Raw genomic sequence first — 19,791 nt, 5'->3', positions numbered from 1 at the left:
TTTTTGTTTTTATCACGACTTTTTTGTTATTTTTTTACACAATAAAACCCTTTGCCCAATGGGCAAAGGGTTTAGAGCTAGGATTTCATCATTTTTTCAAGGAAATCTTTCAATACATGTACTCCCATGACGCAATCATTAAGAGAGGACCATTCTTTTGGATTATGGCTGATGCCGTCTTTGCTTCTGACAAAAAGCATCGCCACTGGGATATGCCGTCCGAGAATCATTGCGTCATGGCCGGCTCCGCTTGGAATGTATACCGGCTCGATGCCGAATTTACGGAGGGATTCCGCCAGCTGCTCTTTCAGTTCTTCCTTGATCGGCACTGGCTGGATTTTTGTATTCTGCTTGATGTTCAATTGAATTTCGCGTCTTTCGGCAATTTCGGCCGCTTCTTTCTGTACCGTCTCCAGGAGCCGGTCCCGAGGCTCTTCCTGAATATCCCGGATATCTGCGTGCAGCACCACTTTCTCCGGTATAACGTTTATGCCGTTCGGCAGCACTTCAAGCTTCCCAATGGTTGCAACCGCTGTTTCACTTACTTCCCCTGGAAACTCAGGGAGCTTGCTGATCAGCTCTGCAGCAGCCACAAGAGGGTCTCTGCGCCCAGCCATCGGTGTATTGCCGGCATGCCCTGCTTCGCCTTTGAATTCAACTTCCAGCCAGGCAGGACCGGCAATTCCGCTTACAATCCCGACCGGCTGGTCCGCCTGTTCAAGCTTCTTCCCTTGCTCGATATGGACTTCGACGAACATTTCAAGCTCAGATACATCGCGCTTCGCTTCCTTGAATGCCGATATCGAACTGCCATAATGCCCAAGCACTTCTTCAAGCGTCTCTCCATTGTAATCACGGAGCTGGTCCATTTCTGCTTCTGTAATTTCCCCCGCCATCGCTCTACTTCCAGTCAAGCCGCTGTTGAACCGGGACCCTTCTTCATCGGTGAATATGATCATTTCGTAGGGCTTCTCAGGAATATAGCCTGTCTCTTTCCAGGCTTCCACTATTTCCAAAGCAGACAGGACGCCAAGGGGACCGTCAAAATTCCCGCCATTCGGCACACTGTCCACATGGGAACCGGAAGCCACCGCTTTTCTTCCATTATCCCGTCCGGGCAGCCTGCCAAAGACATTTCCTGCCCCATCTTCTTTCACGTCCAGCCCAGCTTCTGCCATCCAGGACTTCACGAGCTCTTTCGCTTTTTTTTCTTCATCCGATAAGCCGGGCCGCTTCACGCCCCCTACCTCGGTAAAACCGATTTCGGAGAGTTCATGCAGCCGCTTCGCCAGCCTTTCCCCGCTGATGCCTGAATGCGACAGTCCTTCATCATAACTTGCCATTAAATCTTCGAATACCGGATTTTTCACTGCCATACAAACCTCCATTTCCTTATTTATTCAGATAAGCCCATGCATATTGCGCGTAAAGTTCCGCTCCTGTTGCAAGCGCATCTTCATCGACATTGAATTTCCCGTGATGGTGTGCCCATTCGGTGTCCTTTTCAGGATTGCCGCTTCCGACAAGCGCAAAGCTTCCCGGCGCTTCGTCCAAGAAGAACGAGAAATCCTCCCCGCCCATTGTCGGTTTTTCATCGTAGAGCGCATCTTCACCGAATGCTTCCTTCGCAACTTGCTGCACCAGCTCTGCGCTTTCTTCGCCGTTGATCACCGGTTGAGTGCCCCGGATATATTCGACAGTTGCACTTCCACCATAAATCGAAGCTGTCTGTTCGGCATAAACCTGAAGCTGTTTTTCAATGTGGTCCCGCACTCCGGCATCAAAGCAGCGGACGGTTCCTTCGATCTCTGCGTTTTCAGCAATGATGTTGAATCGTGTGCCCACTACCATTTTGCCGACCGTGACGACCGCAGCCTTTTGTGGATCAATCGTACGCGAAACGATTGACTGGATGTTCATGACAAACGAGGAGGCGATGATTGCCGCATCGATGCAATCCTGAGGCATAGCGCCATGCCCGCCCTGCCCTTTGAAATGCACCTTGAAAATATCTGCTGATGCAAATGACGGCCCCGGATTGCAGGCTACTTTGTGGGTCGGCATCTGTGACCAGATGTGGATGCCAAAAACGTCATCCACTCCTTCCATTGCGCCTTGTTCAACCATTGCTTTTGCACCGGTAGCTACTTCTTCAGCCGGCTGGAAAATGAAGCGAACCGTTCCCGGAATGTCTTCTTTGACTTCAGCCAACGCTTTCGCAGCTGCCAACAGCATCGACGTATGGGCATCATGGCCGCACGCATGCATTTTGCCCGCGGTGCCGGATTTATAAGGCAGATCCGCATTCAGTTCATCCACAGACAAAGCATCCATATCCGCTCGCAGCGCCACTGTGCGCCCTTCTTTGCCTCCCGTCAACGTGCCGATCACGCCGGTAGGTTCGGTCTTGCGGCATTCTATCCCTAAATCCGTTAAAAACTCGTAAACAAACTGAGAGGTATTGTACTCTTCCCAAGACAATTCCGGTTCGCTGTGGAGCTTTCTTCGGATTTCAATTGTCTTTTCTTGGTTTTCTTCCAATAGTTTCGTGATGGTTTTATTGATCATGCTGTAGTCCCTCCAATTTTATAAGAAGCCGACGAATATCCCTGCCAAAATGACGGAGACGATGGTCACGGTGATGAATCCGGCCACGAGCATCGGCGGCAGCATGTAGCTGGTCAATACATCGCGCTCTTCTTCATCTTTCGTCAGCGAGTTAATGACCTCGACCGTAATGACATAATCGGCCGGGAATCCGTAAAGCGCCGTCAGCGAGACGGCAAACGCCATTTCTTTGCTGATTTTCAATAGCTTGCCCACAATGAACGAGAATATATACATGCCTGCCACGCCAAGTGCAATCAATGTAACGAGCGGGTAGATAAGATCCAACATCATTTCCGGCGTCGCGTTTTTCAAGCCGTCGAACACGAAGAGGAGCAATCCGAGAATCGCAAAACCGAAACCGTTCGCTTTTTGAAGCGGATGGCGCTCCAGGAATCCGATGCTCCGGGCAACAACACCGAAGAACAAGCACAATACGAACGGGCTGATTTCAACATATGGTGCTGCGAGCGTTGAAACGATGTACGCTGCATAGCCCACCAGCGCAAGCCGTGTGAACTTGAAGAAATCCGTATTGTACTGCGGCGGCATTTTCGCGAACATGCGCGGTTCACGGACTTCCTCGCCAGGTTTCACGTGGGCATCCGGGCCTTTAGGCAAAAGCGCAAGCTCGTTGTTTCTGTATTTCTCAAGAAGCGATCTGCCTTCTCGTTTAAGCATGATCGATGTCAGCGGGTAACCGGCAAACCCCTGCATAACATAAATGACAATGGCAAATACCGCCAATGTCGGCAAGCCTGCCGCTTCTGCCCCTTCGGACATGATCAATGCCGATACGACGCCGCCGACCAAAGGCGGAATTGCTACGACAACTGTTTCAAAATCGAACAGCAGCATCCCGATGCCGAATAGTGCAGCGATAATCCCTAAGATACCGGCTAGTGCGATCAAAATCGTTTTCCACTGCGCTTTTAGTTCCTGAAGCGACAACAGGGTCCCCATGTTTACGATCAAAAGGTAAATGAGCATAGTAACAACAGCAGGCGGTATCCCTGCGATGGCTACGATCTCTTTCGGGAAGAATGTCCAGTAGCCGATGAGAAACAAGAGCCCGCTGATGAAAATTGACGGAATCCATGCCTTTGTCCGGATGGATACAGCCTCTCCGATAAATAAGATGAATACAAGAATTGATAAGGCCAGCATTTGAGCCATTTTTCTTCCTCCTTGACGTTTTCTGGCGCTTCACTGAGTGAAAGTGCTGATGCAATATTAGCACATTCTTACTAAAGGATAAATAGAATAAAGAGATTATTTAGAAATTGCAGATTTTAATGATAACGGTTACAATGGCGGTATATTGCATTTTGCAGCATTAAAAGGCATGCGGGAATTTATTTTTCCTCAGTGTTTAGAATCTTGCGTTAGAGGTATGTGGATAAGATAGGGTTTTTCACTTTAAAGGAGGATGAAGCAATGGAAGGCAAGCATTATATCAATGGAGAATGGTCCACTGAAGGAGACGGCGTCATTGACGTGATGAATCCGGCGACAGGCGAAAAATACGGAACGGTGCCAAATGGCGGTGAACAGGAAGCGATTGCTGCAGTGGAAGCGGCAGCGGCGGCTTTTCCTTCCTGGTCAAAGACGACTGTTTACGAACGGGCCGGCCTGCTGATGAAGTGGCACGATCTGCTGCTTGAGCACAAACAGGAAGTGGCGGAAATCATGACAAAGGAAATGGGCAAGCCGCTTGCCGAGGCGATCGGCGAGATTGAATATTCCGCTTCATTCATTTCCTGGTTTGCCGAAGAAGCGAAGCGCTCAAACGGCCGTCTGGTCCCTGCCTCAAAAGAAGGAAAACGGATCCAGGTGCTGAAGCAGCCTGTAGGAGTGGTCGTATCGATCACCCCATGGAACTTCCCTGCTGCGATGATGGCCAGAAAAATGGCACCTGCGCTTGCAGCTGGCTGTACGTTCGTAGCGAAGCCTGCAAAACTGACGCCTTTGACGGCGGTGCGCATGTACGAATTGGCTGAGGAGGCCGGGTTTCCTAAAGGGGTGATCAATCTCGTGACAGGAAGTGCCAGCAAAATCGGGCGCGTCTTCACCAGCCATCCTGCTGTCCGCAAGTTGACCTTCACTGGTTCAACCGAAATCGGCAAGGAATTGATGAAGCAAAGCGCCGATTCGATGCTGAACCTCTCCCTTGAACTTGGCGGCCATGCCCCGATCATCGTCTGCGATGATGCCAATATGGATTTGGCGGTCGAAGGCGTCATGGCCTCGAAATTCCGCAACGCCGGCCAAACGTGTGTCTGCGGCAATCGCATCTATGTCCATCAAGCTATTGTGGAAGAATTTTCACAGCGCCTCCAAGAGGCAACGGCCAAGCTGAAAGTCGGCAACGGCATGGAAGAAGGCGTTCAAATCGGGCCGCTTGTCGACCAGGACGGCTATGAAAAATCCGCGCGCCATGTCCAGGATGCTGTCGAAAAAGGCGCGACGGTGTTGGTCGGCGGGGACGGCAAAGCGGAAAACGGCGCGTATTTCTACAATCCGACTGTGCTTGTCAATGCGACACCGGACATGCTTGTCATGAATGAGGAAACGTTCGGGCCGGTGGCGCCGATTATGGCTTTCGATACAGTCGAGGAAGCGGTCCGGCTGGCTAACGATACGCGGTTCGGCCTTGCTGCCTATTTCTTCACAGACAGCTTATCGCGCGGTACGTATATCGCCGAAAACCTGGAATACGGAATCGTGGGCTGGAATGACGGCGCCCCATCAACCGCACAAGCTCCGTTCGGCGGCATGAAGGAAAGCGGCATCGGCCGCGAAGGCGGGCAGGAAGGCCTTGAGGCGTTCTTGGAGACCAAATACATTTCCATCAAAATATAAAGCAACATAAAAACGGCCCGGAAAATTCCGGACCGTTTTTTGTATGGCTATAACACGGTTTGGACTGACTTTATCCCTGCATCTGAAGGCCGGATGGCCAGGCATTCATAATGCGGGAACCGTTCACTCAGCATGCGACAGATTTTTTGCTGCATGCCTTTTTCTGTTGCCACAAAAAGCGAAGGCCCTGCCCCGCTGATGGCTGCGCCATAAGCGCCATGGTCCCGGCATGCTTGCCGGATCGCATCAAAATCGGGGAACCTGCTTTTTCGGAACGTTTCATGGAATCCGTCTTTCTCCATCATCCGCCCTGCTGTCTCCCAATCCCCTTTTGCCAAAGCTGCAGAAAGGACATTTGCCGCCATGCTGCTCCGTATGGCCTCGGGATGGGGCAGGCTCTCCGGCAACAGGCCCCTCGATTCAGCCGTAAGGAATTCGGCCGGCGGCACCAGGATCAGGATACCGATCTCGACGTCCGGCACATGGATGATTGACAGTTCTTCCCCTTCCGCGTAGGAAATCGTCAAACCGCCTAATATTGCAGCGGAGATATTGTCCGGATGGCCTTCCATTTCTGTCCCGATCTCCACTTTCTCGTTTGCTGGAATCTCCAGGCCCAGGAGGCGGTCGGCAATTTCAATGCCGGCCGCAATGGCAGCGGCGCTGCTGCCGAGCCCCCGGCCGAGCGGAATGTCCGTTTCCACCGCAAGCTTTGCAGGCGGCAGTTCCCGTCCGTACTTTGCGGCAGTTTTTAACGCTGCTTCAACAATCAGGTTGTCTGCAGCACCGGATAAATGCTGGTAGCTTTCATCAGCATACCGCACTTCCCACTCTTTTGCCTGCGAGACGTGGACGGACAAATGCAAATCCAGCGCCAGTCCGATTGAATCAAATCCAGGGCCCAAGTTCGCTGTGGAAGCCGGCACTGTTACGGTAAAGTCGTTCCATTTCATGCCTTGACCCCTTTCTTCAAATCCTCCCAGAAACGTTCCATATCCTCGGGCACCAATTGCGCCTTGTGTTCGTTGACTGAAATTGCCGTCTCCGGATCTTTCAAGCCATTGCCCGTCAATACCGCTACAACGGTCGAACCTTTTGGAAGGTTTCCGCTTTCCACCTGTTTTTGGATTCCGGCGATGGAAGCACAGGATGCCGGTTCCGCAAATACGCCTTCTGTTGCTGCCAGCAATTGATAAGCTTCCAAAATCTCTTCGTCTGTCGCGGCCAGAATGGTTCCGTTTGACTGGTCCAATGCGTTCAATGCCAAATCCCAGCTGGCCGGATTGCCGATGCGGATGGCGGTTGCCACCGTTTCCGGATTCTCAACGACCTTGTTGTTAACGATCGGGGCTGCTCCGGCAGCCTGGACGCCTAGCAGTTCAGGGCGTTTGGCGCCGGTTTTTTCGGCATATTCACTGAACCCTTTCCACGAAGCTGAGATGTTGCCCGCATTTCCAACCGGCAATGCGAAGATGTCTGGAACTTTGCCAAGCTGGTCGATCACTTCGAACGCAATCGTCTTTTGCCCTTCAAGCCGGTATGGGTTAACAGAATTGACAAGTGCGATGCCGGCCTCCTGGCCAACTTCCCTCACCATGCGGAGCGCCTCATCAAAATTGCCTTTGATCTCCAGGATTTCGGCCCCGTACATTTTTGCTTGTGCGAGTTTTCCGAGCGCAATGCGCCCTTCCGGAATGACGACGATTGTCCGTATGCCGGCTCTGGCTCCATATGCAGCAGCGGATGCTGATGTATTGCCGGTCGAAGCGCAGACAAGAACCGTCTTGCCTTCCTCTTTCGCTTTTGCTACGGCCATCACCATGCCGCGGTCTTTGAACGATCCAGTTGGATTCGCTCCTTCAAGCTTCACGTATAAATCGATTCCCCAGCGCTCCGATAATGTTTCCAACCTGACCAGCGGTGTGTTGCCTTCCTGCAGCGTCAGTGCAGGCGTGTTTTCATTCACCGGCAGCCATTCTTTATATTGTTCAATCAGTCCAGGCCATCTCATGCTGTTTCCTCCCCTTCGATGCGGTAATGGCTGATGACGCTTGCCGTACCTGCCAATTCATTGATGACGTCCAAATGCTGCTGACGTGAAATCCGGTGTGTCAATAAAACCAATTCCGCCTGCCCTGCCTTTTCCGCGGGCCGCTGGATCACTGATTGCAGGCTCGCTCCGTGATTGCTGTATGTTGCGGTGATCTTTGCCAATACACCCACTTCGTCGTTGACCAGCAGGCGATGGAAGTACTTGGCATAGCGGCGGCTCTCAGGTTTGATGACCCGTTCATGCTGGGCCGAATGGACACGCTTGCCGTTCACTTCAAGTAGCAGATTGCGGCAGGCGGCAATGATGTCGGATACGACGGATGTAGCCGTAGGCAAGGACCCTGCCCCGGGGCCGTAGAGCATCGTTTCCCCCACAGCATCACCGTGAATATAAACGGCGTTGAATTCATTGTTGACGGAAGCAAGCGGATGCGAATTCGCCATCAATACCGGTTCGACTGATACTTCGATTCCATCTTCATCTTTTTTCGAGGAGCCGACCATTTTCATGGTGTAGCCGAATTCTGCCGCTATCTCCAAATCACCGTCGCCGATTTCCTTCATTCCCCGGACCAGGACATCTTCAAGGTGGACTTCTGTGGAAAACGCAAGCGACGACAAGATGACCATCTTCCGTGCAGCGTCCAGGCCGTCGACATCCGCCGAAGGATCCGCTTCCGCATAGCCGAGCCGCGTTGCTTCTGCAAGCGCTGCTTCATAACTCATATGGTCGGTTTTCATTTTTGTCAGGATGAAGTTGGTCGTGCCGTTGACAATCCCCATCAAACTGGTGATCCGGTCTGACGCCAAGCCGTCTTCAAGCGTCCGGATAATCGGGATGCCGCCTGCCACACTCGCTTCATAGAAAAGATCGCATTTCTGTTCGTCAGCCAGCTTTAACAATTCGTGGCCGTATTGCGCCATGACGTCCTTGTTGGCTGTGACCACTCCTTTGCCGGCTTTCAATGCACTTTCAATTGCACTTTTCGCGCCTTCAATGCCGCCCATGACTTCAACGATAATATCCAAAGAAGAATCATCTAGAATTTCATGAATATCCGTGGTGAATACAACCGGATCCAGGCTCGACAGCCGTTCCTTGTTCAAGTCCTTGACCAGGACCTTTTTGATTGTGACCGGAACGCCGAGTTTATGTCGGAGATCATCCTGGTGTTGCTGCAGAATGGTCGCCACCCCGCTGCCTACTGTCCCCATTCCTAATAGTCCGATTGAGATTTCATTTTTCATTGACGATTCCTCCTAAGCTGTGTACACTGTAAAAATACAGTTGTTTTTTCCATAAAGACATTATAGTATTATACCAAATCGAAAGCAACCCTTAATCCCAATAAACATTGGAGCTGATTATGATGAAAGTATGTAAATTCGGCGGCACATCCGTTGCCAGCGCAGAACAGATCAAAAAAGTGGCAGACATCATCCAGGCGGATCCAACGCGCCGGATCGTTGTAGTATCAGCTCCCGGCAAGCGTTTTGACGGTGACGAGAAAGTGACGGATCTGCTGATCAGCTTGGCAGAAGCGGCACTCGCCGATAAAGATACCAAAGGCCCGCTCGACAAAGTGCTCAACCGCTATAGCCAGATTGCGATGGACCTGGGGCTTGGCAGCGAAGTCGTTGCCATTATCGCTGCAGATTTGTCTTGGCGCCTTGCGGCCAGCAAAGCGAATCCTTCTTTGTTCTATGATCAGATGAAAGCAAGCGGAGAAGACAATTCCGCGAAACTGGTCTCAGCCTACCTCTCTTCGATCGGCCTCCCTGCCGAATACATCAATCCATTGGACGGCGGCATGATTGTCACCAGTGCGCCCGCCCGCGTACAAGCATTGCCGGAATCCCTCCATAATCTTTCGGCATTGAAAGACCGGAAAACAATCAGTGTGTTCCCCGGATTTTTCGGGTTCACCAAAGACGGAGAGCTTCGGACATTCGACCGGGGCGGCTCTGATATTACCGGCTCTATCCTGGCAGCAGCCGTCGGAGCTGATCTGTACGAAAACTTTACCGATGTCGACTGTGTTTTTGCAGCGAATCCGAAAGTCGTCGACAATCCGGCAGAAATCGAAGAAATGACGTACCGGGAAATGCGGGAGCTTTCCTACGCGGGCTTTGCCGTTCTTCACGACGAAGCACTGATGCCGGCATTCAAAGCCTCGGTTCCTGTCTGCATCAAAAATACAAACAACCCTTCCGCGCCTGGGACAATGATCGTTGCCGAACGGGATTTCTCCAAACGGCCTGTGACCGGCATTTCCGCGGACAGCGGCTTTTCGACACTTTACGTCAGTAAGTATTTGATGAACCGGGAGATCGGCTTCGGGCGGAAATTGCTGCAGATTCTTGAAGATGAACACATCTCGTATGAACACATCCCTTCCGGCATCGACAATTTGTCCGTCATCCTTCGCAGCCATCAGCTGACACCTGAGAAGGAGCAGCGGATCGTGAATCGCGTGAAGAACGAACTTCACGCAGATGATGTCCAACTGATCAGCGATTTCTCGATGGTTGTCCTAGTCGGCGAAGGCATGAAGTATACCACTGGCCTAGCTGCCAGAGCAACGTTGGCAATTGCCCGTACAGGCGCCAATATCGAAATGATCAACCAAGGCTCATCCGAAGTCAGCTTGGTGTTCGGCGTCCTGAAACAGGACGAGACCAAAATCCTGAAGGAACTCTACAGCGAATTCTTCGCCCCGGTTCTGGCATAATAACACGAAAAAGCGGAAGCCCATAGCTTCCGCTTTTTTTTATGGAAAATTTCCCGCCGCTTGAAGACAGAATTAGTAAAATAGATGTTTATAAAATCAGAATATTATGATATTATGGATACATTCTGAAGGGAGGAAATTTAATGACAGGCATAATCAAACCGAATCCTAAGCTATATGTAATGGATAACGGCCAGCTCAGCATGGATAAGAATTATATGATCTCTATGCACAACCCGGCAAGCGCCGCCAACCCAAATGCACAGACGGAGATGGTGAAATTCCCGGTTTACACCGTCCTGATCGATCACCCAGAAGGCAAAATCCTCTTTGATACCGCATGCAACCCCGAATCGACCGGCTTGAACGGGCGCTGGGGCAAAGTGACCCAGTCGCTGTTTCCGCTTGATATGCCGGAAGAATGCTACCTTCACCATCGCCTGGAAGAACTCGGCGTCCGTCCCGAGGACATCAAATATGTTGTCGCTTCCCACCTACACCTAGACCACGCAGGATGCCTTGAACTCTTCACCAATGCAACGATCATTGTGCATGAAGACGAATTGAACGGCGCATTGCAGACATATGCGCGAAATACCCAGGAAGGCGCCTATATATGGGGCGATATTGATGCCTGGATCAAAAACAACCTTCAATGGAAAACTGTCCGGAGAACGGAAGACGGACTCAAGCTTGCTGAAGGCGTCCACCTGCTCAACTTTGGCAGCGGCCATGCGTGGGGCATGCTCGGCCTACAGATCAACATGCCGGAGACAGGCGGCATCATTCTCGCGTCTGATGCCCTGTACACAGCTGAGAGCTACGGGCCGCCGGTAAAACCGCCAGGTATCCTTTATGATTCCGTCGGATTCAATTCGACCGCGGAACGGATCCGGAGAATTGCGCAGGAAACGAATTCCGATGTGTGGTTCGGCCATGACGCTGCCCAGTTCAAGTCTTTCCGGAAATCGACCGAAGGCTATTACGAATAAGGAGGATTCCAATTTATTAACAAGACGATTTTACAAATGCTCTGTATAGAAAAATCCGGACTGGCAATGTTTGCCGGTCCGGATTTTTCATGTCCAATTGTCCAGTAGCGTGCCGTTCTTACCGTAAACAGGATCCGTCAAAGGAAGCGGTACACTCTGGATATCTTCGAGCACATAGGGCCGCTCGCCGGGTTCTCCAGTCTTCGTGTTGTAGCTGACGCCGTTCGGATATGCGCCGACCACTTGAAATGCGCTGTCTGCGCTGATTTTCTTATGGCCGGTTCCGGCAGGCAGCACCAGGACATCGCCTGCTTTCACTTTCAACTGTTCGCCGCTTTCGCCGCCTAGCTGGAGAATAGCCATTCCAGAGCGGATGCCAATCACTTCATGCGTATTGCTGTGATAGTGATGGTAATCAAAAACGCCCCCGGTCCAGCTGTTTTGCCAATTGTTTTGATTGAAAACTTTCTCCATCCGCTCCGGATCCTCTTTGAACGCCTCCGGATAGAAAATGACATTCAGTGCAGGATTGTTCGGAATAACGCCATCATCTTCGAAATGATAAAACTGTTCGTTTGCCATAAGCTCCCAGCTCCTTTCATTAGAGACTGTTTACCCTACCGCAAAGCATTTTAAGCCCGATGGCACTTCTTCTGCTCCTTAAAAACCGAGTCTTTCCCTCACCTCTGCAGCAAAATTCTGGCTGATCGGCAAAACCGAGCCATCCTTCAGCGTAAGCCCTAGATTGGAAGCCAAATCGCGCGAGATCTCCTCTATATAATGGATGTTGACGATGTAGGCACGGTGGACCGGCAAAAAATAGTCCGGCAGCTGGGAGCGGAGATTTTTCAAGGTATGGATTGAACAATAGGTTTCTTCTTCTGCATAGAACCAAGTCTTTTTCTGGCTGCTTTCAATATGGGAGATTCTCTCGACCGGCACCGGCCGCCATGCTTCTTCCATCTTCCCCGTCAGGAATTTCAGCGGGCCCTTTTGCCGCAATGGGTAATCCGCCGGCAATATGACGACAAGCACACCGCTCATCCCGCCTATTTGGACGGGATAGCCGATGCCGTAATACGGCCAACCTGCAACAGCAGCGTCCACCAGCTTTTCAATCCGCTTGCCTTCTTTCCCCACATGGTCGGCAATGCTTCCCGCAAGTACAGGCTGCCCTTCCACAATCGGCAGCCGCTGGATTCCTTCTTTGCAATATATGTAGCGCCCCTCCACCGCGATCGCAATGGAAGCCTCCTTTGGAATCCAATCCCCGATAATGAACCCCATCTGCTCCAACACATTATGTTCCATACCGCCGCTCCCCTTTCAACTCAGTTTGTCGCCATATTTCCGCTCTTGTCACGTTATATTTGATTTCATCCAATTTTCAAGACACTTTGAATTGTCTGTTATATAGTAATATACATCAAAACAAACTGTATTAATACAGTTGATTCAAAATTTTTTATTCGAAAGGGATGGGTTGAATGACGACAAAGCAGCAGCAAGCAGAACAATTGAAAACGAGTTGGGAACAGGACAGCAGATGGAACGGTATTGAACGCCCTTATACAGCGGAGGAAGTCGTGAAGCTTCGCGGGTCTGTCCTTATTGAACATACACTGGCTAAAAGAGGCGCAGAGCGGCTGTTCCGCTCGATCCACGAAACCGATTTTGTCAATGCGCTTGGCGCACTGACCGGCAACCAGGCGGTCCAGCAAGTGAAAGCGGGCCTGCAAGCCATCTACTTGAGCGGCTGGCAAGTAGCGGCGGATGCCAACTCTGCCGGCCAGATGTATCCGGACCAAAGTTTGTATCCGGTCAATTCCGTGCCCGATGTCGTGAAAAAGATCAACCGCGCCTTGCAGCGAGCTGACCAGATCGACAGTGTTGAGAATACGGAAGGCTTCGACTGGTTCGCACCGATTGTTGCAGATGCAGAAGCCGGTTTCGGCGGACCGCTCAACGTATTCGAATTGATGAAATCGATGATCGAAGCCGGAGCCGCCGGCGTCCATTTTGAAGATCAGCTTGCTTCCGAGAAAAAATGCGGCCATTTGGGCGGCAAGGTGCTCTTGCCTACGCAGAACGCCGTAAGAAATCTGGTTTCAGCGAGGCTCGCCGCTGACGTGCTCGGCGTACCGACCTTGATCATCGCGCGTACCGATGCCGATGCCGCAGATTTGATCACGAGCGACATCGATCCGCGCGACCATGAGTTCATCACCGGCGAACGCACACCGGAAGGCTTTTACCGGACCAGAGCCGGAATCGACCAAGCCATTTCCCGCGGACTTGCCTATGCACCTTATGCAGATCTGGTATGGTGCGAAACGTCCCATCCGAACTTGGAGGAAGCGCAGCAGTTCGCGGACGCGATCCATGCCAAGTTCCCTGGCAAGCTGCTCGCTTATAATTGCTCCCCTTCGTTCAACTGGGAAGCGAAACTCGACAAAGAAACCATTGCGAAGTTCCAGGTCGAACTCGGCAAGATGGGCTATAAATTCCAATTCGTTACACTTGCCGGCTTCCATGCCTTGAACCACAGCATGTTCGAACTTGCTTACGACTACAAAGACCACGGCATGGCCGCCTACTCGAAATTGCAGCAGGCCGAATTCGCCAACGAAGCGAAAGGCTACACGGCAACCCGCCACCAGCGCGAAGTCGGCACCGGTTATTTCGATGAAGTGTCGCAGATCATCTCAGGTGGCACAAGTTCGACGACTGCCATGAGCGGTTCTACAGAAGCAGCCCAGTTCACAGCAGCAAAATGAAAGGATGATCCCATTGCTGACCAAATCGACAATTCAAGTTACAGGTGAGAAAATCCCTCGAATGGAAACCATTTTAACGCCGGAAGCGTTGGAATTCATTGAAAAACTGCATGTGAACTTCAACAAGCGACGCGAAGGCCTGCTCGAACAGCGGCAGGTGCGCCAAAAGGAAATCGATGCGGGCACACCGCTCGGCTTCCTGCCGGAAACAGCGCATATCCGGGAAAGCGACTGGACGATTGCGCCGCTGCCGGAGGACATGAAAGACCGCAGGGTGGAGATCACCGGCCCGACGAATCGCAAGATGCTCATCAACGCGCTGAATTCCGGTGCGAAGATGTTCATGGCCGATCTCGAGGATGCCACCGCGCCCAGCTGGTTCAATGTGATTGACGGCCAAGTGAATCTGTATGACGCTGTTCGCCGGCAAATCGATTTCGAAGTGCCGGAGACTGGAAAGAAATACGCACTCCATGAAAAAACCGCAGTGCTGATGGTCCGCCCGCGCGGCTGGCATCTCTTGGAGAAGAATATCCAGATTGATGGCAAGCCGGTGTCCGGCAGCCTCGTCGATTTCGGGCTCTATTTCTTCCACAATGCCAAAGAATCCTTGGCACGCGGCACTGGCCCGTATTTCTACTTGCCGAAACTGGAAAGCCATCTGGAAGCCCGCTTGTGGAACGACGTGTTCATCTTTGCGCAAAACGAGCTTGGCATCCCGCAAGGCACCATCCGCGCGACTGTCCTGATTGAGACGATCCTAGCCGCGTTTGAGATGGATGAGATCCTTTACGAGCTGCGCGATCATTCTGCAGGGCTCAATTGCGGCCGCTGGGATTATATCTTCAGCGTCATCAAGCGGATGCGCAACCGGCCGGAGTATCTTTTCCCTGACCGTTCGCAAGTGACGATGACAGTTCCGTTCATGCGGGCCTATACACAGCTCTGCATCAAAACTTGCCATAAACGCAACGCCCCGGCCCTTGGCGGCATGGCTGCCCAGATCCCCGTCAAAGGCGATCCTGAAGCGAATGATTCCGCATTCCAGAAAGTGCGCGATGACAAGCGCCGGGAAGCGATGGACGGGCACGACGGCACTTGGGTAGCCCATCCGGGAATGGTCGCCGTCGCCATGCAAGAGTTCGATGAACACATGCCGGAGCCGAACCAGATCCACCGCAAACGGGAAGATGTCCAAGTCACCGCACAGGACTTGAGCGAAGTTCCGGCCGGGACGATCACCGAAGACGGCTTGCGTTCCAATATTTCCGTCGGCATCCAGTACATCGCCTCCTGGCTGTCCGGCAATGGCGCCGCCCCGATCAACAACCTGATGGAAGATGCGGCGACTGCTGAAATTTCCCGTTCCCAAGTCTGGCAATGGATCCGCCATCCGAATGGGATTCTCGAAGACGGCCGGAAAATCACGGTTTCATTGTTCCAAGAAGTGATGGAAGAAGAAACTGTGAAGATCCGTGAAGCCGCCGGCGATGCAAAATATGCCTCCGGACATTTCGAAGAAGCCCGTGCCTTGTTCGCCGAGCTTACGCTCCAAAGTGAATTTGCTGAATTTCTGACGCTGCCAGGGTATCAACAACTAAACTAACTTACTTGGAGGAGATCATTATGAAAAACATGCAAACTTACGGGACCCGTTCAAAGAAAGAATGCCGGGAATGCGGATGCGAAATCAAAGAACAGCGCGAATCGATCATCTACGAATGCGAGCGCTGCAGCGCAAATAAGGACGAATAGACAGAAATCAAAGGACGGCCTTCCGGGCTGTCCTTTTTTTGTGCCCGAGGGATGATTGGAGAGAGAGCTGAACGGACAGTGTTTATTGGCGAGCAGACAGTATTCTGGTTCGAACGGAAGGTGTCTTGACAAAAATCATATATATCGCATGCATGAACTATGCTTCCCTTCAATAAACCGGTCGAAATGCATCGTACTCGTTTATTGCCATGGAAAAAGGCCCAAGCAACGGCTAGGGCCTTTAAGAAACTTACGATTGGTCCGAAGAAGGGATGCGATAGCGTGAATCATCTTTGACCGTATTGAACACTTCGATAAAGCGTGTGCTTTTTTTTGCCGGCTCGGCAGGAGCTTCGTCAGCTCCAAGAACTTCCTTCAACGGTTTGGAGACAGGCTCGATAATCTGAGAATCGAAGTCTTCCATTAAATCCTGAAGGGCATCATAGCTATCGATGCCTTTGTCTTTCTTCACTTTTTCAAACAGGGCTTCCGACTCCTGCTCCGTCAGTTCGACGTATCCGACTGTTATGCGCTGTACTGCCATTTGAAAAACCTCCCTGGGATGCCTGAATGCGATTTCTCTTCTATACCCGCGGCCGTAAGCGGAATAAACCTGAACTAGAAGCACTGTCTCCTTTGCGGTATGATAAAACCATCAGAAAAATCAAAGAGACCGGAGTGAATGCTATGCGTGTTGCAATATTCGATTTTGATGGAACGCTATATTCCAAAGAAACGTTCAAGGTGATGATGGAGCACTTGAAGAACCACCCTATACACAGCAAACGCTACCGCCAATTCTACCGCGCCATCATGCCGCCGTACATCGGCTCCAAGCTGAAGCTGGTATCGGTCAAGAAGATGCGGGAAAGTTCGGTTCAGGCTTATCTTGCGGCGCTCGAAAGTTTTACCCAGACTGAACTGGATAGCTATTTCCGGGAAATCGCCGACAAGATGCACGGCGACTTCAACCCGAACGTGGTGGAGCGGCTGAAAAGGCATGTCCAAAACGAGGATTACGTCATGCTGGTTTCCGGCGCGTTCACGCCACTCCTCCATGCCGTCACGGAAAAGCTGCCGATCGGGACCATCATTGGCACCGATATCCCCTACCAAGCCGACATACTCGATCACCAGGCAAAAATCTCCCATATTCAAGGGCCGCTGAAAACCGAAAAAATCCACGAAGCCCTTGCCGGACAAGACATCGACTGGGCGAACAGCTTCGCCTATGGCGACAGCCTTTCCGATCTACCTGTGCTCGAACTTGTCGGCCACCCTGTTGCCGTACAGCCTGAACCGCGGTTGCTCACCGTTGCAAAAGAGCGCAAATGGGAAATACTCTAGACCGGCGGTCCGTTCCTGCGGATCGCTTTTCTTCTGCATATTTTTGCATGTCTCCTGCATAAACCAGAAAAACCTCACTCTCCTTCCATCAAATCGGCTGACGGAAGCGCCTTTTTCATCCTCTCTTTTTACGCTTTTGGAAAGCGCTTCATGTGGATGCACTTGTCCCGGACCCCGCAACTCTGCTGGCCAGCTCTCCTCCCTGCTCCATTGATGAAAAAATATTTCCATCCCCCTCTCCCTTTCTTTTCTTTTATACGGTAAACTGTTTAAAAGTGAAAATTCAGTTTTTATTCACTGGAAGGAGGGGAAAAATGGGGCTTTGCAAACGCTCCTTTATTTGTTAAAATACATTTAGATGTATAAATATCCAACAACATTATTAGGGGGAATAGAAATGGCAATCGCAAAAAAATATTCAGCAATGGCTTTATTCGCATCAGCAGCTCTTCTGCTTGGAGCGTGCGGCAGCGACACGGCAGATTCAGGAGATTCTGGATCATCAGAAGAGAAAAAAGTACTGGAAATGGGGACTTCCGCAGAATTCCCGCCGTTTGAATCACGTGATGCATCCGGTGAATTTGTCGGCTTCGACATCGATCTTGCTAATCATATTGCCGACGAACTCGGCTATGAATTGAACATCACCGACATGAAATTCGACGGGTTGATTGGCGCGCTGCAAAATGACCGCGTTGATATGGTTGTAGCAGGAATGTCCGCAACCGACCAGCGCAAAGAGAATGTCGACTTTTCGACGGAATACCACTTCTCCGGCGAGATGTTCGTAACGAAGAAAGATTCGGACATCAAGACGCTTGAAGACTTGGAAGGCAAAACAGTCGGCGTCCAGCTTGGCACCATCCAGGAAGAAGGCGCCAATAAAATCCTAGAAGAAGGCGATATCAAATTCGAGTTGAAAGCGCTCGATGATTCGGGTGCATTGATCCAGGAAATCCTTTCAAACCGCATCGACGCCGCTTACATGGATAAAGAAGTCGCAAAAGGCTACGTAGAAGCCCAGGATTTGGGAGCATTCGATGATCCGACAACTGCATCTCCAGGCATGGCCATCGCGTTCCCGAAAGGCAGTGAACTGGTCGAGGAAGTCAACGGCGTGCTTGCCGAAATGGAAGAAAGCGGCGAGATGCAGGAACTGAAAGAGAAATGGGAAATCGAAGAGTAAATCTTTCTTATAGAAAAGAGTTGTAGACTATGAACCTGGATTTTTCACAAATGGTCCCCTATATCCCTTTCATGCTGGAAGGGATATGGGTCACCTTAAAGTTTGTCTTCTTCGCCATCATCCTGGGCTCGATCCTCGGGACGATCTTGGCATTGTTCAAAATTGGTTCCATCCGGCCGCTGCGCTGGTTCGCGGACGCGTACACGTCGATTTTCCGCGGGACGCCGCTCATCCTGCAATTGATGATCATCTACTACTCCATCCCGCAGCTGACCGGCTATGATATTTCGCCATTCCTGTCTGCGATCCTGGCGTTCGGACTGAACTCATCCGCTTACATTTCTGAAATTATCCGCGCCGGCATCCAGGCGGTCGATAAAGGCCAGATGGAAGCCGCACAGGCGCTCGGCGTCCCTTACCGGGCAATGATGACCGATATCATCCTGCCGCAGGCATTGAAGAACATCCTTCCTGCCCTGATGAACGAATTCATCACACTCACGAAAGAGTCGGCGATCGTCTCGACAATCGGCTATCTCGATTTGATGCGCCGTGCGCAAGTGGTCGGCTCCGATTTGTTCCGCAACTTCGAACCTTTGCTGTTCGTCGGTTTGATCTACTGGTGCTTGGTCATGGGATTAACGGTGCTCGGCAGAATGTTCGAACGGAGGCTGAAGCAAAGTGATTAAAGTGGAACACCTGTACAAGAAATTCGGCAACAACGAAGTATTGAAGGACATCACGGCCCATATTGAAAAAGGCGAAGTGGTCTCCATCATCGGACCTTCAGGTTCGGGAAAATCGACGTTCCTCCGGTGCCTTAATATGCTGGAAATCCCGACTTCCGGGACCGTGATCGTCAACGGGCAGGATTTGACCGGCCCGAAAAAGGACATCCAGAAGGTCCGCCAGCAAATCGGCATGGTGTTCCAGCATTTCCATCTGTTTCCGCATTTGACGGTGTTGGAGAACCTGACGTATGCACCGATGAAAGTCAAAGGCGAAAAAAAGGCGCTGGCGGAAGAAAAAGCACGGACGCTCTTGAAGCGCGTCGGCTTGTCGGAAAAAGAAAAAGCTTATCCGAGCAGCTTGTCCGGCGGACAAAAACAGCGCGTCGCCATTGCGCGTGCGCTGGCAATGGAACCCGATCTGATGCTGTTTGATGAACCGACATCCGCACTTGACCCAGAAATGGTCAAAGAAGTGCTCGACGTCATGAAAGACCTTGCCAAAAGCGGGATGACGATGGCAGTCGTCACGCATGAAATGGGCTTCGCCCGGGAAGTGGCGGACCGCGTCCTGTTTCTCGACCACGGCGTATTGGTCGAAGAAGGAAAGCCGGCCGAATTCTTCAGCAGCCCGCGCACCGAACGCGCGCGAGATTTCCTTGAAAAAGTCCTGTAACCCCCGAAAACCTGTACAGAATGCTTTTCTGTACAGGTTTTTGTTTGCCCCAATGTTCAAAGGATGCTCATAGTTAG

General features: G+C 51.4%; 19 protein-coding genes. 10 read left to right on the top strand and 9 right to left on the bottom strand.

Annotation, left to right across the window (positions count from 1 at the left end; genetic code table 11):
- Nucleotides 1-77: 77 nt before the first annotated feature.
- From ACFSDB_RS04570 to ACFSDB_RS04560, 3 genes are read right to left on the bottom strand one after another with little or no spacing between them, the layout of a single operon-like run.
- Complete coding sequence (locus tag ACFSDB_RS04570) at nucleotides 78-1,376, bottom strand: M20 family metallo-hydrolase (protein WP_204890768.1); 1,299 nt, start codon at nucleotides 1,374-1,376, stop codon at nucleotides 78-80.
- Between the two features lie 16 nt (nucleotides 1,377-1,392).
- Nucleotides 1,393-2,568: an amidohydrolase gene (locus ACFSDB_RS04565; RefSeq protein WP_204890769.1), complete on the bottom strand. Its 1,176-nt coding sequence runs from the start codon at nucleotides 2,566-2,568 to the stop codon at nucleotides 1,393-1,395.
- Nucleotides 2,569-2,586: 18 nt separating this feature from the next.
- Complete coding sequence (locus ACFSDB_RS04560) at nucleotides 2,587-3,783, bottom strand: hypothetical protein (RefSeq protein WP_204890770.1); 1,197 nt, start codon at nucleotides 3,781-3,783, stop codon at nucleotides 2,587-2,589.
- Between the two features lie 261 nt (nucleotides 3,784-4,044).
- On the opposite strand from ACFSDB_RS04560, the gene ACFSDB_RS04555 reads away from it, so the two are divergent.
- The gene (locus ACFSDB_RS04555; RefSeq protein WP_204890771.1) at nucleotides 4,045-5,469 is read left to right on the top strand and encodes an NAD-dependent succinate-semialdehyde dehydrogenase; all 1,425 of its coding nucleotides are present in this window, start codon (nucleotides 4,045-4,047) and stop codon (nucleotides 5,467-5,469) included.
- Between the two features lie 47 nt (nucleotides 5,470-5,516).
- Here the strand turns inward: ACFSDB_RS04555 and thrB are convergent, their stop codons facing one another.
- Genes thrB through ACFSDB_RS04540 form a run of 3 tightly spaced genes read right to left on the bottom strand, consistent with a single transcriptional unit; the run spans nucleotide 5,517 to nucleotide 8,769 of the window.
- A complete protein-coding gene (thrB, locus tag ACFSDB_RS04550) occupies nucleotides 5,517-6,422 on the bottom strand; it encodes a homoserine kinase (protein ID WP_204890772.1) in 906 nt (301 codons plus the stop codon).
- Nucleotides 6,419-7,480 (bottom strand): threonine synthase, encoded by a 1,062-nt coding sequence (thrC, locus tag ACFSDB_RS04545; protein WP_204890773.1) that lies wholly within the window; start codon nucleotides 7,478-7,480, stop codon nucleotides 6,419-6,421. The genes thrB and thrC overlap by 4 nt, the downstream gene beginning before the upstream one ends.
- Nucleotides 7,477-8,769, bottom strand: a complete 1,293-nt coding sequence (locus ACFSDB_RS04540) for a homoserine dehydrogenase (RefSeq protein ID WP_204890774.1) — start codon at nucleotides 8,767-8,769, stop codon at nucleotides 7,477-7,479. The genes thrC and ACFSDB_RS04540 overlap by 4 nt, the downstream gene beginning before the upstream one ends.
- Before the next feature lie 122 nt (nucleotides 8,770-8,891).
- On the opposite strand from ACFSDB_RS04540, the gene ACFSDB_RS04535 reads away from it, so the two are divergent.
- The gene (locus ACFSDB_RS04535) at nucleotides 8,892-10,253 is read left to right on the top strand and encodes an aspartate kinase (RefSeq protein ID WP_204891163.1); all 1,362 of its coding nucleotides are present in this window, start codon (nucleotides 8,892-8,894) and stop codon (nucleotides 10,251-10,253) included.
- Nucleotides 10,254-10,396: 143 nt separating this feature from the next.
- Nucleotides 10,397-11,245: an AhlS family quorum-quenching N-acyl homoserine lactonase gene (gene ahlS, locus ACFSDB_RS04530; protein WP_204890775.1), complete on the top strand. Its 849-nt coding sequence runs from the start codon at nucleotides 10,397-10,399 to the stop codon at nucleotides 11,243-11,245.
- An 87-nt stretch (nucleotides 11,246-11,332) separates the two neighbouring features.
- On the opposite strand, the gene ACFSDB_RS04525 is transcribed toward ahlS, so the two are convergent.
- On the bottom strand, nucleotides 11,333-11,827 hold the full coding sequence (locus tag ACFSDB_RS04525; RefSeq protein ID WP_204890776.1) for a cupin domain-containing protein: 495 nt from the start codon (nucleotides 11,825-11,827) through the stop codon (nucleotides 11,333-11,335).
- 78 nt (nucleotides 11,828-11,905) lie between these two features.
- Nucleotides 11,906-12,556, bottom strand: coding sequence for a LytR/AlgR family response regulator transcription factor (locus ACFSDB_RS04520; RefSeq protein WP_204890777.1), 651 nt, complete (start codon nucleotides 12,554-12,556; stop codon nucleotides 11,906-11,908).
- A gap of 176 nt (nucleotides 12,557-12,732) precedes the next feature.
- On the opposite strand from ACFSDB_RS04520, the gene aceA reads away from it, so the two are divergent.
- Genes aceA through ACFSDB_RS04505 form a run of 3 tightly spaced genes read left to right on the top strand, consistent with a single transcriptional unit; the run spans nucleotide 12,733 to nucleotide 15,777 of the window.
- Nucleotides 12,733-14,022 (top strand): isocitrate lyase, encoded by a 1,290-nt coding sequence (aceA, locus tag ACFSDB_RS04515; RefSeq protein WP_204890778.1) that lies wholly within the window; start codon nucleotides 12,733-12,735, stop codon nucleotides 14,020-14,022.
- 4 nt (nucleotides 14,023-14,026) lie between these two features.
- The gene (gene aceB, locus ACFSDB_RS04510; protein WP_204890779.1) at nucleotides 14,027-15,628 is read left to right on the top strand and encodes a malate synthase A; all 1,602 of its coding nucleotides are present in this window, start codon (nucleotides 14,027-14,029) and stop codon (nucleotides 15,626-15,628) included.
- Nucleotides 15,629-15,648: 20 nt separating this feature from the next.
- Nucleotides 15,649-15,777 carry a YhfH family protein gene (locus tag ACFSDB_RS04505; RefSeq protein WP_204890780.1) on the top strand — a complete coding sequence of 43 codons (129 nt, stop codon included), beginning with the start codon at nucleotides 15,649-15,651 and terminating at the stop codon, nucleotides 15,775-15,777.
- A 250-nt stretch (nucleotides 15,778-16,027) separates the two neighbouring features.
- On the opposite strand, the gene ACFSDB_RS04500 is transcribed toward ACFSDB_RS04505, so the two are convergent.
- Nucleotides 16,028-16,321, bottom strand: coding sequence for a hypothetical protein (locus tag ACFSDB_RS04500; RefSeq protein ID WP_204890781.1), 294 nt, complete (start codon nucleotides 16,319-16,321; stop codon nucleotides 16,028-16,030).
- Between the two features lie 143 nt (nucleotides 16,322-16,464).
- On the opposite strand from ACFSDB_RS04500, the gene ACFSDB_RS04495 reads away from it, so the two are divergent.
- The 4 genes from ACFSDB_RS04495 (at nucleotide 16,465) to ACFSDB_RS04480 (ending at nucleotide 19,714) form a co-directional block, all read left to right on the top strand.
- Nucleotides 16,465-17,124: an HAD family hydrolase gene (locus ACFSDB_RS04495; protein WP_204890782.1), complete on the top strand. Its 660-nt coding sequence runs from the start codon at nucleotides 16,465-16,467 to the stop codon at nucleotides 17,122-17,124.
- Nucleotides 17,125-17,521: 397 nt separating this feature from the next.
- On the top strand, nucleotides 17,522-18,310 hold the full coding sequence (locus ACFSDB_RS04490; protein ID WP_204890783.1) for a transporter substrate-binding domain-containing protein: 789 nt from the start codon (nucleotides 17,522-17,524) through the stop codon (nucleotides 18,308-18,310).
- 29 nt (nucleotides 18,311-18,339) lie between these two features.
- Nucleotides 18,340-18,999, top strand: coding sequence for an amino acid ABC transporter permease (locus ACFSDB_RS04485; RefSeq protein ID WP_204890784.1), 660 nt, complete (start codon nucleotides 18,340-18,342; stop codon nucleotides 18,997-18,999).
- Complete coding sequence (locus ACFSDB_RS04480; RefSeq protein WP_204890785.1) at nucleotides 18,992-19,714, top strand: amino acid ABC transporter ATP-binding protein; 723 nt, start codon at nucleotides 18,992-18,994, stop codon at nucleotides 19,712-19,714. The genes ACFSDB_RS04485 and ACFSDB_RS04480 overlap by 8 nt, the downstream gene beginning before the upstream one ends.
- Nucleotides 19,715-19,791 lie beyond the last annotated feature (77 nt).

Source organism: Planococcus chinensis, assembly GCF_042681545.1.
GTDB lineage: Bacteria > Bacillota > Bacilli > Bacillales_A > Planococcaceae > Planococcus > Planococcus chinensis.
This window is presented reverse-complemented; position numbering and strand designations above follow the sequence as displayed.

Coding starts and splice junctions, on each gene's coding strand:
- ACFSDB_RS04570 (WP_204890768.1), bottom strand. CDS start 1,376: ATGGCAGTGAAAAATCCGGTATTCGAAGATTTAATGGCAAGTTATGAT.
- ACFSDB_RS04565 (WP_204890769.1), bottom strand. CDS start 2,568: ATGATCAATAAAACCATCACGAAACTATTGGAAGAAAACCAAGAAAAG.
- ACFSDB_RS04560 (WP_204890770.1), bottom strand. CDS start 3,783: ATGGCTCAAATGCTGGCCTTATCAATTCTTGTATTCATCTTATTTATC.
- ACFSDB_RS04555 (WP_204890771.1), top strand. CDS start 4,045: ATGGAAGGCAAGCATTATATCAATGGAGAATGGTCCACTGAAGGAGAC.
- thrB (WP_204890772.1), bottom strand. CDS start 6,422: ATGAAATGGAACGACTTTACCGTAACAGTGCCGGCTTCCACAGCGAAC.
- thrC (WP_204890773.1), bottom strand. CDS start 7,480: ATGAGATGGCCTGGACTGATTGAACAATATAAAGAATGGCTGCCGGTG.
- ACFSDB_RS04540 (WP_204890774.1), bottom strand. CDS start 8,769: ATGAAAAATGAAATCTCAATCGGACTATTAGGAATGGGGACAGTAGGC.
- ACFSDB_RS04535 (WP_204891163.1), top strand. CDS start 8,892: ATGAAAGTATGTAAATTCGGCGGCACATCCGTTGCCAGCGCAGAACAG.
- ahlS (WP_204890775.1), top strand. CDS start 10,397: ATGACAGGCATAATCAAACCGAATCCTAAGCTATATGTAATGGATAAC.
- ACFSDB_RS04525 (WP_204890776.1), bottom strand. CDS start 11,827: ATGGCAAACGAACAGTTTTATCATTTCGAAGATGATGGCGTTATTCCG.
- ACFSDB_RS04520 (WP_204890777.1), bottom strand. CDS start 12,556: ATGGAACATAATGTGTTGGAGCAGATGGGGTTCATTATCGGGGATTGG.
- aceA (WP_204890778.1), top strand. CDS start 12,733: ATGACGACAAAGCAGCAGCAAGCAGAACAATTGAAAACGAGTTGGGAA.
- aceB (WP_204890779.1), top strand. CDS start 14,027: ATGATCCCATTGCTGACCAAATCGACAATTCAAGTTACAGGTGAGAAA.
- ACFSDB_RS04505 (WP_204890780.1), top strand. CDS start 15,649: ATGAAAAACATGCAAACTTACGGGACCCGTTCAAAGAAAGAATGCCGG.
- ACFSDB_RS04500 (WP_204890781.1), bottom strand. CDS start 16,321: ATGGCAGTACAGCGCATAACAGTCGGATACGTCGAACTGACGGAGCAG.
- ACFSDB_RS04495 (WP_204890782.1), top strand. CDS start 16,465: ATGCGTGTTGCAATATTCGATTTTGATGGAACGCTATATTCCAAAGAA.
- ACFSDB_RS04490 (WP_204890783.1), top strand. CDS start 17,522: ATGGCAATCGCAAAAAAATATTCAGCAATGGCTTTATTCGCATCAGCA.
- ACFSDB_RS04485 (WP_204890784.1), top strand. CDS start 18,340: ATGAACCTGGATTTTTCACAAATGGTCCCCTATATCCCTTTCATGCTG.